Here is a 14892-nt window from a genome sequence, read left to right as displayed (position 1 = left end):
TGTGGCGGGTTATCCCGCCATGCTTTTTTTACTCGCTGACCAAGGAGAGCTGCATGTCTTCCTATCAAAGCATCAACCCTGCTAACAACCAGTTAATGAAAAGCTGGCCTTCCCACGACAGCGCGGCAGTTAGCCATGCGCTGGAAACGGCCGATCACCTGTACCACTCAGACTGGAGCAAAGGCGATATTCAGCCACGCCTCCAGGTGCTGAAAAAACTGGCTGACCTGATTGATGACCGAGCGGAAGAACTGGCAAGCATCGCCAGTAAAGAAATGGGCAAACTGATTGGCCAGAGCCGCGGTGAAGTACAAATTTGTTCTCAGATTGCCCGTTACTATGCCGAGAATGCTGAACGCATTCTTAAGCCACAGCCTTATAACAGTGAACTCGGGGAAGCCTGGGTTGAATATCACCCTATCGGTGTTCTGGTGGCCGTTGAACCCTGGAACTTCCCGTATTATCAGTTAATGCGCGTACTGGCACCTAACCTGGCGCTGGGAAACCCTGTCCTGGCTAAGCATGCCAACATTGTTCCGCATTGTGCTGACGTGTTTGAAAAACTGGTCGGGGAAGCAGGTGCGCCCGAAGGGGCCTGGACTAATCTGTTTATCTCAACCGATCAGGTGGCAGAACTCATTGCCGATGACCGTGTTCAGGGCGTGGCGCTTACGGGTTCCGAACGTGCCGGGAGTGCTGTTGCAGAGCAGGCAGGCAAACATCTGAAAAAATCGACGCTTGAGCTGGGTGGCAATGATGTTTTCGTTGTGACCGAAGATGCCGATCTTGATGAGGCGGTGCGTCAGGGCGTACAGGCGCGACTGAGCAACTGTGGTCAGGTTTGTACTGCCGCCAAACGCTTTATCCTCAATGAGAAAATTGCGGACACCTTTATTGATAAGTTCAGCGCGGCGCTGAATGCAGCAACCCTGGGCGATCCACTGGATGAGAAAACGACCCTCGGCCCCCTTTCCTCCGCGGATGCGCGCGATCGTCTGGTAAAACAGGTTGATGAAGCGGTGGCGAATGGCGCGCGGCTGATTACCGGCGGCAAAGCCGTGGCGGGTGTAGGTTGTTTCTACCAGCCGACTGTATTGACCAACATTACGCGCGATAACCCGGCGTACTTCGAGGAGTTTTTTGGCCCCGTCGCGCAAATGTACGTGGTGGCTAACGATGCTGAAGCGGTGGCGCTGGCCAACGATTCGCATTACGGCTTAGGCGGTTCGGTGTGGACCCAGGATATTGCCCGCGGTCGTAAGCTGGCCTCCGCCATTGAAACAGGCATGGTGTTTATTAATTCGCAAAGCGACACGTCCGCTGAGCTTCCGTTCGGCGGAGTAAAACGTTCCGGTTATGGACGCGAACTTTCCGACCTTGGCATTAAAGAGTTTGCTAACCAAAAGCTGGTTGTGGTTGCAAGCTAAGCATAGCGTTGCCATAAAAAAACCCCGTCTTGACGGGGTTTTTTATTTTCAGGTGCTGAACAGGATTAGTTCGCTGCCGCAGGTTGCTTCGCATCACCATTTTCAGTTTTGGCTGGCGCAGTATTGGCGGTGGCATTATTGCTTCCCGCCTGTGGTGCAGCACTGTCAGCCTTAGCCTTATCATCAGCCGCTTTCTGCGCTGCCGCCTTATCTGCCTTGGCTTTTTCGTCAGCCGCCTTCTGAGCAGCGGCCTTCTCTGCCGCCGCCTTGTCAGCATTAGCCTTATCATCGGCTGCTTTTTGAGCAGTGGCTTTGTCAGCAGCGGCTTTATCCGCTTTGGCCTTTTCATCAGCCGCTTTATCGGCAGCGGCCTTGTCAGCCTCCGCCTTTTGCGCTGCGGCACTATCGGTTGCCGCTTTTGCATCGTCAGGTTTCGCCGCTGCAGCGGGCTGTTCCGGCGCCGCAGGCTGCAGTGCTGTGCCCTGAAGCGAGCTGTTTAATACCTGGGCAAACTGATCCCAACTGCAGTAACCGTTAGCGTCTGTCTGGCAACCTGCCAGTTGCAGCGTCACGCGCTTAGGTGGCTTCTTCAGGCTCAGTACTTCTGCATCGCGCAGTTGATCGGCTGTTTGATAAACGTATTCGATTTTCAGCAAATCTTTGTTGTTTTTCGCATCGTGCCAACGCTCAAACACCACCTGCCCGCCGATCGGCGTTTTTTCGTAGGTATCAGGTAATTCATAAGGCTTAACCTGTAACGCACTCAGCAGTGACGCAATGTTGGAATCATGCCCAACCATCAGCGTGACTTTTGGCGAGTCTGACTTTTCCTGATCGATAAGCTGGCTGCGAATGTAGTCCACCAGCGGCGCAGCGACATCGCGTGCCACATCTGGCGTGGTGAACAGCACATCCTGATAGCCATTTTTAATGGCTGAAAGCGCCTGCCACTGTTCAGGCGTTTTGATTTGTCCCCAGGCAACCTGATCCAGTGGGAAGCCTTCGTAATATTGCAGCGTAAAGGCATCCATGAGTGAATTGCCCACTTTAAGTGGCCCGTTCACGCCAGGTTCTTTGCCGTTTTCCGCGATAAATGTGTTCTGACCCGTACTCAAATCGCACTGCTTTTTGTTGTTACAGGCGGGAGACGATTTGTAATCAACAATCTTTTCAAGACGCTGGAAAGCGGGTTTCAGTGACAGTTTTTCATTGGCTGCGGTCATGCCCGCCAGCGCTTTTTTGATGAATTCTTCATTACCCTCAGTGATAACCGGATTAAATACCGGGTCCATGCTACCCATTTCATCCTGATGGGTAACAGCAATATCACAACCTGGGAAAGCACCATTCACAAAGAACTGCGCCGTCGCCACGGTGCGCTGCAGACTGTTTGCATAAACAAAGACGCTGTTGCTGTCCGGGCAGACGCCGTTCTTAACCAGTCCCTGCTGCGCAAGCCACTGACGCGTATAATTACCCATATACACTTCCAGCACACCGCCTTTCGTGGTCAGTTGTCCACCCGGAACATCCCATTCCGGCCAATTTTTTTTCGTGGACTGTGCCAGCACGCTGCCGTTATCCGCAAGCGGTGCACGCAGGTTATGGCGGCTGAACATCAGCACCTGTTGTAACTGCATATCGTTGTCAGCGGCGTGTGCCAGCGTCCCAATCGGTAATGCAGCAAGTACCGACAATGCGCAAAGACTCAGTTTCTTGATCATTGTGCCTATTCCATTCATTCAGTAAAAAAACACTCTGGCTATCAACCGATTAGCACGCATCAGAGCGACGTGGCGAATAGTGTAACTCAGCTTGCCCCCGAAAAGCGCCAGGCAACAGTAAAAACAATTAATGGACTATAGCAGAGATGCTGGACGCCGTTCAAAACCGTACAGTTTGCTGAAAACGAAGAGATAATTAATGACAGGTGGGGAGGAAGGAATGAAACGAAACAGGCCAGCACGCTGTGCTGGCCTGTAAAATGTGGCGGAGGAAGAGAGATTCGAACTCTCGGATGGTTTCCCATCGGCGGTTTTCAAGACCGCTGCCTTAAGCCGCTCGGCCATCCCTCCGGATTGTAACACTACTGCAAAGGCAAGATGCTATTACTCTGTCTTGCCGCTTCATGCCTGACTGGTCAATGAAGTGGCGGAGGAGGAGAGATTCGAACTCTCGGATGGTTTCCCATCGGCGGTTTTCAAGACCGCTGCCTTAAGCCGCTCGGCCACCCCTCCGCAATGACGCGCACTATAAACATCCCCTATGGAGATGTAAAGCCTGTGATAATCCGTTCGCCTGAAAAACAGCCAAATTCGCGTTATTCGTTGGCGAAATCGCCATTCTGCTCAAAGAATTAACGCGTTAACGCGTAAAGAAGGGTAAAACGGCTTTTCCCTCTCTATAGTGCTGCGTATTCTCAGCACATATTTGGTGTTCTGCCTTACAGGAGCGCAACATGGACAGAATAGTTTCTTCATCATCGCGACAGTCATTACTCAGCACACATAAAGTGCTGCGTAACACCTATTTTCTGCTGGGCCTTACGCTTGCCTTCTCTGCACTAACGGCTACCGCCAGTACGCTACTGGCATTACCGGCTCCCGGCTTGATTCTGATGCTGGTGGGCTTCTATGGCCTGATGTTCCTGACCTATCGCCTGGCTGACAGCCCTATGGGCATTTTAGCCGCGTTTGCCTTTACAGGCTTCCTGGGTTACTGCCTGGGGCCCATCTTAAGTTCCTTCCTGACCGCGGGAATGGGTGACGTGATCGCGCTGGCGTTAGGGGGAACGGCGCTGGTGTTCTTCTGCTGTTCAGCCTACGTGCTGACAACAGGTCGTGACATGTCCTTCCTGGGCGGCATGATGATGGCGGGCTTCGTGGTGTTACTGGTTGCCGTTGTGGCTAACCTGTTCCTGCAACTTCCGGCGCTGCACCTGGCGATCAGCGCGCTGTTTATCCTGTTCTCTGCCGGTGCGATTTTGTGGGAAACCAGCAACATTATTCATGGTGGCGAAACCAACTATATTCGTGCCACGGTAAGCCTGTATGTTTCCCTGTATAACATCTTTGTTAGTCTGTTAAGCATATTAGGTTTTTCCCGCAGCAATTAATCGCCGTAGTTGAAGCGACGAAAACCCCGCCCCGGCGGGGTTTTTGCTTTTTCTGCGCTGTCAGTTTGGTAAACTGCAGCCCAAATAACGATGAGGAAGCACGATGAACTACAACGGTGATGAAATCGCTGTCGATGCCGAAGGCTATTTGAAAAACCACCATGACTGGAGTGAAGGGCTGGCCCGGCAGATTGCGGAAAGCGAAGCTATCGTGATGACTGATGCCCACTGGGAAGTGGTGCACTTTGTGCGTGACTTTTATCTGGAATTTAATACCTCGCCCGCCGTACGTATGCTGGTAAAAGCCATGGCGAAAAAGTATGGCGAAGAAAAAGGGAACAGCCGCTATCTGTTTCGCCTGTTCCCGGAGGGGCCCGCTAAACAGGCGACAAAAATTGCCGGCCTGCCCAAGCCCGCAAAATGTCTTTAATCAGCCGGTGGTAAAACGCTGTGGGATGTCGGCGGGCTGATGCGGCTCCACCCACACGTTCTCCACCTGTGCCGTGCGCGGCCCTCCGGCCTTTAACCAGGCCACTAAAGCCTCCACCTGCTCTGCTTCACCACTGGCCAGCACTTCAACGCGGCCATCATCGAGATTACGCGCATAACCTTTTACGCCGAGCGCATTGGCTTTCGCCTGCGTGCTGTAGCGGAAACCCACGCCCTGCACGGTGCCCTGTACCCAGGCTTTGTAACACACCATCGCCATGGTTCTCTCCTGCTGTTCGTTGCAATTTGCCGTTATCCACTGGACAATAGCGCCTCATTTTTTCAGGTAAGCATAGCAAACTATGACAGTTCGATTGATTCTCGCCAAGGGACGTGAAAAGTCCCTGCTCCGTCGTCATCCCTGGGTTTTCTCTGGGGCGGTCGCCCGTCTTGAAGGTAAAGCCCAGCAGGGGGAAACCATTGATGTTTGTGACAGTAATGGTAAATGGCTGGCGCGTGCCGCTTATTCACCTCAGTCACAAATTCGCGCTCGCGTCTGGAGCTGGCAGCAGGACGAATCTATCGATATCGCTTTCTTTGTCCGCCGTTTTCAGCAAGCACAAATCTGGCGCGACTGGCTGGCGGCACGCGACGGACTGGACAGCTATCGCCTGATTGCCGGCGAGTCCGACGGCCTGCCTGGCGTAACCATCGATCGCTTTGGCCACTTTTTGGTGCTTCAGTTGCTGTCTGCCGGGGCCGAGTATCAGCGCCCTGCCATTATTTCAGCGTTGCAGCAGTGTTTTCCGGATTGCGCTATCTACGATCGCTCCGACGTCGCGGTTCGTAAAAAAGAAGGGCTGGAGCTGACGCAGGGAACCGTAACCGGTGAACAACCTCCCGCGCTGTTGCCGATTACGGAACACGATATGAAGCTGCTGGTGGATATCCAGGGCGGCCATAAAACGGGCTATTACCTGGATCAGCGCGACAGCCGCTATGCAACACGACGCTATGCAAAAGACGCTCGCGTGCTGAACTGCTTTTCGTATACCGGGGGTTTTGCCGTCTCGGCGTTAATGGGCGGTTGTAGAGAAGTGATTAGCGTTGATACATCACAGGATGCGCTGGATGTGGCACGTCAAAACGTTGAGCTGAACGGATTAGATGTTTCCCGTGCTCAGTTCCAGCGCGATGACGTCTTTAAACTGCTGCGCCGCTATCGTGATAATGGTGAGAAATTCGATCTCATCATCATGGACCCGCCAAAGTTTGTTGAAAATAAAAGTCAGCTTATGGGCGCCTGCCGTGGCTATAAAGACATCAACATGCTGGCGATTCAGTTGCTGAATCCCGGCGGAATGTTACTCACGTTTTCCTGCTCGGGCTTAATGGCTACTGATCTGTTCCAGAAAATCATCGCCGATGCCGCACTGGATGCAGGCCGTGACGTACAGTTTGTTGAGCAATTCCGTCAGGCTGCGGATCACCCAGTGATTGCCACCTATCCGGAAGGCCTTTACCTGAAAGGTTTCGCCTGCCGCGTCATGTGACTTGAAAAGACTGTCCTCGCCCCCATCTATGATGCAGGACAGTATTTTTCGGAGGTCATCATGATTGCCAGTAAATTTGGTATTGGTCAGCAGGTTCGTCATCGGTTATCCGGCGTGCTGGGTGTGATTGTCGATGTCGATCCTGAATACGCGTTAGATGAGCCACAGCTGGATGAGATCGGAGCAGTCGATACCATGCGTAGCGCGCCCTGGTACCATGTCGTGATGGAAGATGAGCAAGGCAGTCAGGTACATACCTACGTCGCCGAAATTCAGCTTGCTGGAGAAACCAGCCCGGAACATCCCGAGCAGCCGTCGATGGATGAACTGGCTGCATCTGTGCGTCAGCAGCTTCAGGCGCCGCATTTGCGTCACTAACAGCAGGCGGCAATCTGTTTGCCGCCGCTGCATTTAATGCCCCAAACCCAGCCGTGGGATCTCAATTTTGGGGCAGCGATCCATAATAACCGTCATCCCCGCATCCTGGGCCAGCACCGCAGCCTGCTCATTGATCACACCCAGCTGTAACCAGAGCGTATCTGCTCCCACTGCAATGGCATCCTGCGCCACGCCCCAGGCCGCTTCTGAATTGCGGAACACATCCACCATATCAATTTTTCCAGGGACTTCCGCCAGTGAACCATAGGCGGTTTGTCCTAACAGCGTTTGGCCTGCCAGCTTAGGACTTACCGGAATCACCTCATAACCCTGGTCGAGCAAATACTTCATTACGCCATAACTGGGACGTTCCGGGCGATCGCTGGCACCGACTAAGGCAATACGCTTTGTCCGGGTCAATACGTCGCGAATAGTCTGATCATTCATGCGCTTCTCCTTTGAGTCTGCTCTTCATTGTAGATGAGCCTTGATACTCATGACGTGAGTTGCAAAGACATATTGTGCCGCTTCGTTAGAATAAATATGTATAATTGTAAACTTAATGCCATAATGTAAGAATTTGCTACATCCATCCACTGTCAACCGGAGTCGAAATGAAGCTGTCAATGGCTGTAACGGGGTTCATTGCGCTCCTCGTTTCGGCATCCTGCTCTGCAATTACCCTGAAACTTGATCCCCAGATCACCTTGATGGTTTTAGATGGTCGGAAGATTTCTGGTTCACTGCTGAAAGGGGCTGACAGTTTAGAACTGGAGCGTGGTCAACATCAGTTTTTATTTCGGGTGGAACAACAGCCGGGTGACAATAAAACCGTTGCTCAACGCTATCAGTCTGTCCCGATGATTGTGACCTTCTCAGCTCAAGCAAAAACCATTGCCATCCGCCTGCCGCAGCTCAACAATCCACGGGAACGTCATAATTTTGACCGTTCACTGGCCTTCAGGCTGGTGGATGAAAAAGGCAAAGAGGTTTTTAGCGTGCGTGACCGTCTGCCTGTTACAGCCGGTGCGGATGTTGAAAAAGCGATGGTCGATTACAATCGTATGGGATTAGCGGCTTCTGTACCGCAATTCGCCAATCTCACCTCGCCATCCCCGTCGGCACAACTCACCGCCGACCTTGCCTGGTCTGTTGACACCACAACTCCGTCACTTCAGCACTGGTTTCAGCGTTTCGATGAGGCCACGCGTCAGCAGTTTATAAATCTGGTCAAAATGTTGCGTGCAAGTTGATAGTCTGAAATAGCACGAGGTAAACTGCTGCAACGGGCGATTTGCTCCTTTGCATCAGGATGCTGTTATGGAATACACCCTACGTACCCTTGGAAAACAAAAACATATCGCGCTGGTCGCCCATGACCACTGCAAAGCCTCTCTGCTGGACTGGGTCACACGTAATCAGCCAGCGCTCGAACCCCATATTCTCTATGCGACAGGCACCACGGGTAATCTGATAAACCGTCACACCGGCCTGAACGTCAATGCGATGCTGAGTGGCCCAATGGGCGGAGATCAGCAGGTTGGCGCATTGATTGCCGAGGGTAAAATTGACGCACTGATGTTTTTTTGGGATCCGTTAAATGCGGTTCCTCACGATCCTGACGTCAAAGCCCTGCTGCGTCTGGCCACGGTTTGGAATATTCCGGTTGCAACCAATCGGGCAACTGCCGATTTTATTATTCAGTCGCCGCTGTTTGCTCAGTCCGTCGATATACGCATTCCAGACTATGAACGCTACCTGGCTGAACGTCTGAAATAACTCAGGCTTTGCGCAGCACCGGCACGTCCAGTTCACGAAATGCCTCGACAAAGACCGACGGTTGCTGCTTATCGAAGAGCAACCAGACCTGCTGTCGCGCGCGCGTGAGCGCGACGTAAGCCAGTCGGCGCTCTTCTGCATCGGGAAAGGCTTCAGGCTGAGGCAGCAAGCCTTGCTCAATAATTGACTCGCGCTGAACCGCGGGAAAGCCCTCTTTGCCTTGTTGAAGCCCCAGCAGAATCACGTAATCGGCCTGCTGGCCTTTGCTGGCATGAATAGTCAGAAAGTCGATGTTTAATTTTGGCCAGCGGGTTTTGGCTTTATCCAGTAAATCCGGGCGCAAATAGTGATAGCGTGCCAGTAGCAGCACTCGCTCATCGGGTTTTGCATAACCACTCAGTTTATTCAGCAGCGCCTCCAGCTGATCCTGGGGCAACAGCGCGATAGACTTTTTATTGCCTTTAATCAGGCTGTTTAAGGGCTTACGCAACTGATGCGGATTTTGCTGAATAAAGCGGTTGGCAATCTCGCCAATACGATCGTTGAAGCGGTAAGTGGTGTCCAGCACGCAGCGGTCGCCCTCACCGAAATAGTGATGAAACGCCGTTGTCAGGCTCATTTCAGCCCCACTGAAGCGATAAATCGCCTGCCAGTCATCCCCCACAGCAAACAGCGTGGTACGCTTGTTTTGCTGGCGCAGTGCGCTCAGTAAGGCCGCGCGTTGCGGGGAAATGTCCTGGAACTCATCCACCAGAATATGCTTCCACGGGCTGATAAAACGGCCCTTTTCCAGAATCGCGACAGCCTGGTGAATCAGCCCTGAAAAATCGACGGCGCCCTCATCTTTAAGTGCACTCTTCCAGGCTTTGAGCAGCGGTGCCATCAGTTTGATCCGTTTACTGAACAGGTCGCGTAGCGCGTCAGGGACGTCCGCAATCATGGCGGCCTGCGCGCCACCGTGCATGCGCATCAGACTCAGCCAGCGTTCAAGGCGGGGAGCCAGGCGCTCAGCTAACCGATCATCTTGCCAGAATGCACCTTCGCTGATCTCCCACGCCAGTTCATCACGCAGCCATTGCCGCCAGCCATTGGCCTGAGCCTTCTTTTCGTTACACTGTTGCCGCCAGTGCTCGACCAGCAACGCCCGGCGTGCGCCGGCGTCGCTTTCCAGTTTACTGATAACAGGCTGTTTATTGCTGCCTTCGCGAATGATATGCAAGGCCAGGGAATGAAAAGTACGCGCCTGCATATCGGCCACATCTAGCCGACGTTGAATGCGGTCATTCATTTCTTCAGCCGCGTGACGGCCAAACGCCAATAGCAGAATTTGATCGGCGGAGGCGAGCCTGCGCGCTAATAACCAGCCCGCGCGGGCAACCAGCACGGACGTTTTACCGCTGCCCGCACCGGCAAGCACCAGCACCGCATCTTCACCATTGACCACGGCTTCGGCTTGTGAGGTATTAAGTGGTGTGGACTCAACCGTGGCGAAGAAATCCTGATAGCGGGTTAACATCGCGGCCGTCCAGTCGCGGTTGCGCTGGCCGATTGCCGCGTCACCCTGCTGTAACCAGTGTTGGCAAAATGCCCAGTTTTCACGGCAGGAATCAAAACTCTCGATGCGGGATAGCGGCAAGGGTAAGGCATCGAACTGCTTAAGTATCTGGTTCTTAACGGCCTGCAGTTCACTGCGCTTTAACCAACGGTCCTGCTCGCTGAAACCTTGAATTTCCTCACGAAGATCCTGTAATACTGCCGCGCATACCTCACTCATTTCATGGCTCCATGCCTGCCATGACTGCATAAGGTAGTGGTAGAAACGTTGGGTCTCCTGCCATTCGGTGCCATGCAAACGCACAACTTTACCGTCCGCCAGCAAAAACTCCAGCTCTCCCCAGACCATGCCACGCTTACAGGTAATGTCGGACAGTTGATTAAAGGGGAGCAGATATTCGTGTTTATCGCCGCTGACTTCAACGCCAGCGGCCAACAGGCGAACCCGATTGTAAGGATGCTGGGCAAGCCGTTTGCCCATGGATGTTGCTTTAAGTTCCACGCCGACACCAACGACCGATATAAAGAGTAATCGGAGTTTACCTGTCAGACTCTTGACGCTCCAGCCTTAAAACACGGTAAACTGCGACATATCTTGCGGAGTGCAAAAGGAAAAGCGGGTTATGCGCACTGTTTTAAATATTCTCAATTTTGTTTTAGGTGGATTCTTCACCACGCTCAGTTGGTTGTTCGCAACGCTTATCAGCGTTGTACTGGTTTTTACCCTGCCGTTGACGCGCTCCTGCTGGGAAATCACCAGGCTCTCGTTTCTGCCGTTTGGCAATGAAGCGGTGCATGTGGACGTCCTGCGTCCCGACAGTAAAAGTCACATCATGAATACGGGGGGAACCTTCCTGAATATCTTCTGGCTGATTTTTTTCGGCTGGTGGCTGTGCCTGTCCCACATTTCAGTCGGTATTGTGCAGTGCATCAGCATCATTGGCATTCCAGTAGGTATCGCAAACTTCAAGATTGCCGCCATTGCACTCTGGCCGGTAGGTCGTCGGGTTGTCTCTGTCGAAGAGGCGCGTGCCGCGCGTGATGCCAATGCCCGTCGCCGCTATTAATATTCTGTCGGGATGGCGCAAGTATTTTTTTAACAGCACCTGGCGTTACCTGCTGCGTATCCTGTTCGCCTTGAGCGGATGCGCAGCGGTTCCCTGGTTACTGCAGCAGATTGACTGGACCATTCCCTTGACCCTTGGCGTGGTCGCCGCCGCGCTGGCCGATCTGGATGATCGGCTGGCTGGGCGTTTAAAAAACCTGTTAATCACCCTGTTGTGCTTTTGTATTGCTTCGGTTTCAGTAGAGCTGTTATTCCCTCACCCGCTGGCCTTTATTGTCGGCCTGGCCATCTCCACCTGGGGTTTCATTCTGCTGGGCGCGCTGGGGCAGCGCTATGCCACCATTGCTTTCGGCGCATTGTTGATTGCCGTTTACACCATGCTGGGCATCGGACTTTTTTCACAGTGGTATCTGCAGCCCATGCTGCTGCTGGTCGGCGCGCTCTGGTATAACCTGCTGACGCTGTTGGGCCACATGATGTTTCCCGTTCGCCCGGTTCAGGAACAACTGGCAGCCAGTTTTTCTCAGTTAGCGCACTATCTGGATGCCAAAGCCAACCTGTTTGATCCTGATGCCGATGACCAGGACGATGCGACTTTTGTTGAGGCGGCCATGGTGAACAGCCAGCTTGTCGCCCAGCTCAATCTGACCAAAACAACCCTGCAGAGCCGTTTACGTGGCGACAGGGGTTCGCGTGGCACCCGGCGGAGCCTGCACTACTATTTTGTCGCCCAGGACATCCACGAACGCGCCAGCTCGTCTCATCTTCAGTACCATTTACTGCGCGGCAACTGGCGTTATAACGAAATTCTGTTTCGCTTTCAGCGCCTGCTTAACATGCAGGCTCAGGCATGCCGGCAACTGGCCCGCGCGCTTTTACTGCGCGAACGTTGGGAACATGACAGTCGTTTTGAGCGCGTTTTTGAGCGTTTACACAACGCTATTCAACGTCTTGAACAGAGCCATCCGGATGCAGCCCATACCGGCGCGCTGTTTTGGTTATTACGTAACCTGCAAGCGATTGATGCGCAACTGGCCTCTATTGAGTCTGAGCAGGCACTGGCGGACGATCCGCAGCACAGCGACAATATGCTGTCGCGCGAGGAGCTCAGTGGCTGGAGCGACATTAAGCTGCGCCTGAGCCGCCATCTGACGCCCGCCTCTGCGCTGTTTCGTCATGCTGTCAGGATGTCAGTGGTGATGTGCGTCGGATATGGATTTATTCAGATCACCGGTCTGGAGCGCGGCTACTGGATCCTGTTGACCAGCCTGTTTGTTTGCCAGCCCAACTACAGTGCGACCCAGCGCAGACTGGCACTGCGCATCGGGGGAACGCTGGCAGGCATTGCTATTGGCTTGCCTTTACTGTGGCTGGTGCCCTCTGTGGAAGGCCAGCTGTTTTTGATTGTCGTGACCGGTGTCCTGTTCTTTGCGTTTCGCCAGGTGCAATACGCCCAGGCAACCCTGTTTATTACCCTGCTGGTTCTGCTTTGTTTTAACCTGCTGGGTGAAGGTTTTGAAGTGGCATTACCCCGGGTCGTTGATACGCTGCTGGGCTGCGCGCTGGCCTGGCTGGCGGTCACCTTTATCTGGCCTGACTGGCGCTTTCGCCAACTTCCGGCCGTCGCCACACGAACGTTGAATGCTAACTGTCGCTATCTTGATGCCATTATGGAGCAATATCATCAGGGTAAAGACAATCGTCTTGCTTATCGTATTGCCCGTCGTGACGCGCACAACGCTGATGCCGAGCTGGCATCGGTAGTATCCAATATGAGCAGTGAGACCCGCACCAGCCTTAAACTTCGGGAGTCGGCGTTTCAGTTACTGTGCCTGAATCACTCCTTCCTGAGCTATATCTCTGCGCTGGGCGCGCACCGAGACAAAGTGACGCAGCCTGCCCTGCTGGCGCTGCTCGACGATACGGTATGTTATGTCGAGGATGTGCTGCAGACGGATGTGGTCAGTGACAGCCGGGCAGAAAAAATGCGTATTGAACTGGTGCAGCGCATCGCGCAGCTCACTACCGAGCCGGACCCACGTGCGCCGCTGGTGCTACAGCAACTGGGTTTACTGGTCGCGCTGATGCCCGACATTGCACGCCTGCGACGCACACTGGGCAAACGCTAACGGCCTTTTTCTTTCCCCTCCGACATCATCAGTGCGGCCTGATACCACTCGCCTAACTCGGTTTTAATGGTTTGCGGCAGCGCCGCCTGATGATGACCGGAAATCGCCCCTTCAAGCGCTAACAGCGTTTTGAGGCCAAGATGATGGTTGTTGCGTCTCAGTTTTAACCAACACTGTTTGGCCCCTGCTTCATGCAAGTGTTTTACGGTACAGATACCTATCTCATGCAGCATCATTTCCAGTCGCAGACTGACATTCGGCAGGTCTTTTAAACGCACCTTGCCCTGGCGGTCATCTTGTTCACGCCGGGCGGTTTCCAGTGAAGCGGCAGACAGCGCGACCAGATGCTCTGGGTGAGCCCACAGGTTGTCATCGACCTTATAATAATTCAGGCTGACCGCTATCCCGCGTTTGCGAAACGTAAGCGGTTCCAGCGGCTGTTCTGCCACATATTCCCGTAATTCTTCACTGGCGCGTAAATAGAGCTGATCTTCTTTTATCAGTGCAAAAACGACCCGTTCAACCGCCAGGGCATAGCCACCAAACTGGGTACGGGATTGAACATGACCCAACGGGGCCAACTGCTGTATTGAGCGCAGGATGACCCGCTGCTGTTTCTTCATATCATCACCTCCTTGTAACAAAAACCTGTTAAAAACGTTACTATTCAGACGGTTAGAAGATAAGTAAATTCAGTAACAGGTTCAATGAATAAATCCGTTTAAACACAACCTTGTGCAAATTTTGCGAGGCATTTTCAGAAATTCAGGTTGATCTTTATCCAGGATGTCATTACTGTATATCCATACAGTCAACTGCTGAGTGAATAATTTATGCGCACCCAACATACCAGTAATGTATGCTCTGCTCACCGTTACGCCTTGTCCTCTGTTCCGGCAACGCACGGAGGCTGGATCACTGAATTACGTTACAGCGAACAGCCTGGCATGATGCAGATGCTGTTGTTACCGCTGCTACAGCAATTGAGTCAACAATCTCGCTGGCAACTGTGGTTAACGCCTGCCCATAAGTTGAGCCGGGCCTGGATGCAGGAATCGGGTTTGCCACTTGAGAAAAGTATGCATATCGCCGATGCTGAACGTTACAATGCTGTAGAGGCCATGATTAAAGCGTTACGCACAGGAAATTACAGTGTTGTTTTGGCCTGGATTCCCTACGAACTGGATGAAGATGAACGTCGTGAACTGGAACTTGCGGCGGCGGAAGGGAAAGCCCTGGGGCTCATTTTGCGGTCGGGTGAAACTCCCAAAACGGCAGTAAGACCAGAAAGTTCGCTAAAAATTCAGTCTGATTTGTTTCATTAAGTAAAAAATGAGATTTATCTCAACAGCTTTTTTATCTGACTAAAGGCTAAGACACTGATTCTGCTCCCCCCAGTAATGACAACGGCTTAGCCCCCTTTTTGTGGGGTAAGCACCCCACAGAAGTTCAGGCTAAATTG

General features: G+C 52.9%; 15 protein-coding genes and 2 tRNA genes. 10 read left to right on the top strand and 7 right to left on the bottom strand.

The window, feature by feature from the left end; all coding sequences use genetic code 11:
* The first annotated feature begins 53 nt into the window (after positions 1 to 53).
* Complete coding sequence (locus A6A26_RS12440; protein ID WP_063878998.1) at positions 54 to 1427, top strand: NAD-dependent succinate-semialdehyde dehydrogenase; 1374 nt, start codon at positions 54 to 56, stop codon at positions 1425 to 1427.
* Positions 1428 to 1492: 65 nt separating this feature from the next.
* On the opposite strand, the gene agp is transcribed toward A6A26_RS12440, so the two are convergent.
* The 3 genes from agp to A6A26_RS12425 form a co-directional block, all read right to left on the bottom strand.
* On the bottom strand, positions 1493 to 3151 hold the full coding sequence (gene agp / locus A6A26_RS12435; RefSeq protein WP_172823892.1) for a bifunctional glucose-1-phosphatase/inositol phosphatase: 1659 nt from the start codon (positions 3149 to 3151) through the stop codon (positions 1493 to 1495).
* Between the two features lie 263 nt (positions 3152 to 3414).
* Positions 3415 to 3502, bottom strand: a tRNA-Ser gene (locus A6A26_RS12430).
* Between the two features lie 74 nt (positions 3503 to 3576).
* A tRNA-Ser gene (locus A6A26_RS12425) sits at positions 3577 to 3664 on the bottom strand.
* 221 nt (positions 3665 to 3885) lie between these two features.
* Between A6A26_RS12425 and yccA the strand changes: the two genes are divergently transcribed.
* Positions 3886 to 4542 (top strand): FtsH protease modulator YccA, encoded by a 657-nt coding sequence (gene yccA, locus A6A26_RS12420; RefSeq protein ID WP_063878996.1) that lies wholly within the window; start codon positions 3886 to 3888, stop codon positions 4540 to 4542.
* Between the two features lie 103 nt (positions 4543 to 4645).
* On the top strand, positions 4646 to 4972 hold the full coding sequence (locus A6A26_RS12415; RefSeq protein ID WP_063878995.1) for a TusE/DsrC/DsvC family sulfur relay protein: 327 nt from the start codon (positions 4646 to 4648) through the stop codon (positions 4970 to 4972).
* Here A6A26_RS12415 and yccX read toward each other — a convergent pair whose 3' ends face one another.
* Complete coding sequence (gene yccX, locus A6A26_RS12410) at positions 4973 to 5251, bottom strand: acylphosphatase (RefSeq protein ID WP_063878994.1); 279 nt, start codon at positions 5249 to 5251, stop codon at positions 4973 to 4975.
* 82 nt (positions 5252 to 5333) lie between these two features.
* Between yccX and rlmI the strand changes: the two genes are divergently transcribed.
* Both rlmI and hspQ read left to right on the top strand, forming a co-directional pair.
* Positions 5334 to 6524, top strand: coding sequence for a 23S rRNA (cytosine(1962)-C(5))-methyltransferase RlmI (rlmI, locus tag A6A26_RS12405; RefSeq protein ID WP_063878993.1), 1191 nt, complete (start codon positions 5334 to 5336; stop codon positions 6522 to 6524).
* Between the two features lie 60 nt (positions 6525 to 6584).
* Entirely contained in the window at positions 6585 to 6902 is a 318-nt protein-coding gene (hspQ, locus tag A6A26_RS12400) for a heat shock protein HspQ (protein WP_063878992.1), read from the top strand.
* A 33-nt stretch (positions 6903 to 6935) separates the two neighbouring features.
* Here hspQ and A6A26_RS12395 read toward each other — a convergent pair whose 3' ends face one another.
* A complete protein-coding gene (locus tag A6A26_RS12395; RefSeq protein ID WP_063878991.1) occupies positions 6936 to 7349 on the bottom strand; it encodes a CoA-binding protein in 414 nt (137 codons plus the stop codon).
* A 167-nt stretch (positions 7350 to 7516) separates the two neighbouring features.
* Between A6A26_RS12395 and A6A26_RS12390 the strand changes: the two genes are divergently transcribed.
* Positions 7517 to 8155: a YccT family protein gene (locus A6A26_RS12390; RefSeq protein WP_063878990.1), complete on the top strand. Its 639-nt coding sequence runs from the start codon at positions 7517 to 7519 to the stop codon at positions 8153 to 8155.
* Between the two features lie 67 nt (positions 8156 to 8222).
* Positions 8223 to 8681, top strand: coding sequence for a methylglyoxal synthase (gene mgsA / locus A6A26_RS12385; protein WP_063878989.1), 459 nt, complete (start codon positions 8223 to 8225; stop codon positions 8679 to 8681).
* Position 8682: 1 nt separating this feature from the next.
* Here mgsA and helD read toward each other — a convergent pair whose 3' ends face one another.
* On the bottom strand, positions 8683 to 10737 hold the full coding sequence (helD, locus tag A6A26_RS12380) for a DNA helicase IV (RefSeq protein WP_063878988.1): 2055 nt from the start codon (positions 10735 to 10737) through the stop codon (positions 8683 to 8685).
* 121 nt (positions 10738 to 10858) lie between these two features.
* Here helD and A6A26_RS12375 point away from each other — a divergent pair, with 121 nt between their 5' ends.
* Both A6A26_RS12375 and yccS read left to right on the top strand, forming a co-directional pair.
* On the top strand, positions 10859 to 11302 hold the full coding sequence (locus tag A6A26_RS12375) for a YccF domain-containing protein (RefSeq protein WP_063878987.1): 444 nt from the start codon (positions 10859 to 10861) through the stop codon (positions 11300 to 11302).
* Entirely contained in the window at positions 11283 to 13430 is a 2148-nt protein-coding gene (gene yccS / locus A6A26_RS12370; RefSeq protein ID WP_063878986.1) for a YccS family putative transporter, read from the top strand. The genes A6A26_RS12375 and yccS overlap by 20 nt, the downstream gene beginning before the upstream one ends.
* Here yccS and A6A26_RS12365 read toward each other — a convergent pair.
* Positions 13427 to 14053, bottom strand: coding sequence for a TfoX/Sxy family DNA transformation protein (locus tag A6A26_RS12365; RefSeq protein WP_063878985.1), 627 nt, complete (start codon positions 14051 to 14053; stop codon positions 13427 to 13429). The genes yccS and A6A26_RS12365 overlap by 4 nt on opposite strands.
* 210 nt (positions 14054 to 14263) lie before the next feature.
* On the opposite strand from A6A26_RS12365, the gene sulA reads away from it, so the two are divergent.
* Positions 14264 to 14755: an SOS-induced cell division inhibitor SulA gene (sulA, locus tag A6A26_RS12360; RefSeq protein WP_063878984.1), complete on the top strand. Its 492-nt coding sequence runs from the start codon at positions 14264 to 14266 to the stop codon at positions 14753 to 14755.
* Positions 14756 to 14892: the final 137 nt, after the last annotated feature.

It is taken from the genome of Pantoea sp. OXWO6B1 (assembly GCF_001641135.1).
Taxonomy (GTDB): domain Bacteria; phylum Pseudomonadota; class Gammaproteobacteria; order Enterobacterales; family Enterobacteriaceae; genus Pantoea; species Pantoea allii.
This window is presented reverse-complemented; position numbering and strand designations above follow the sequence as displayed.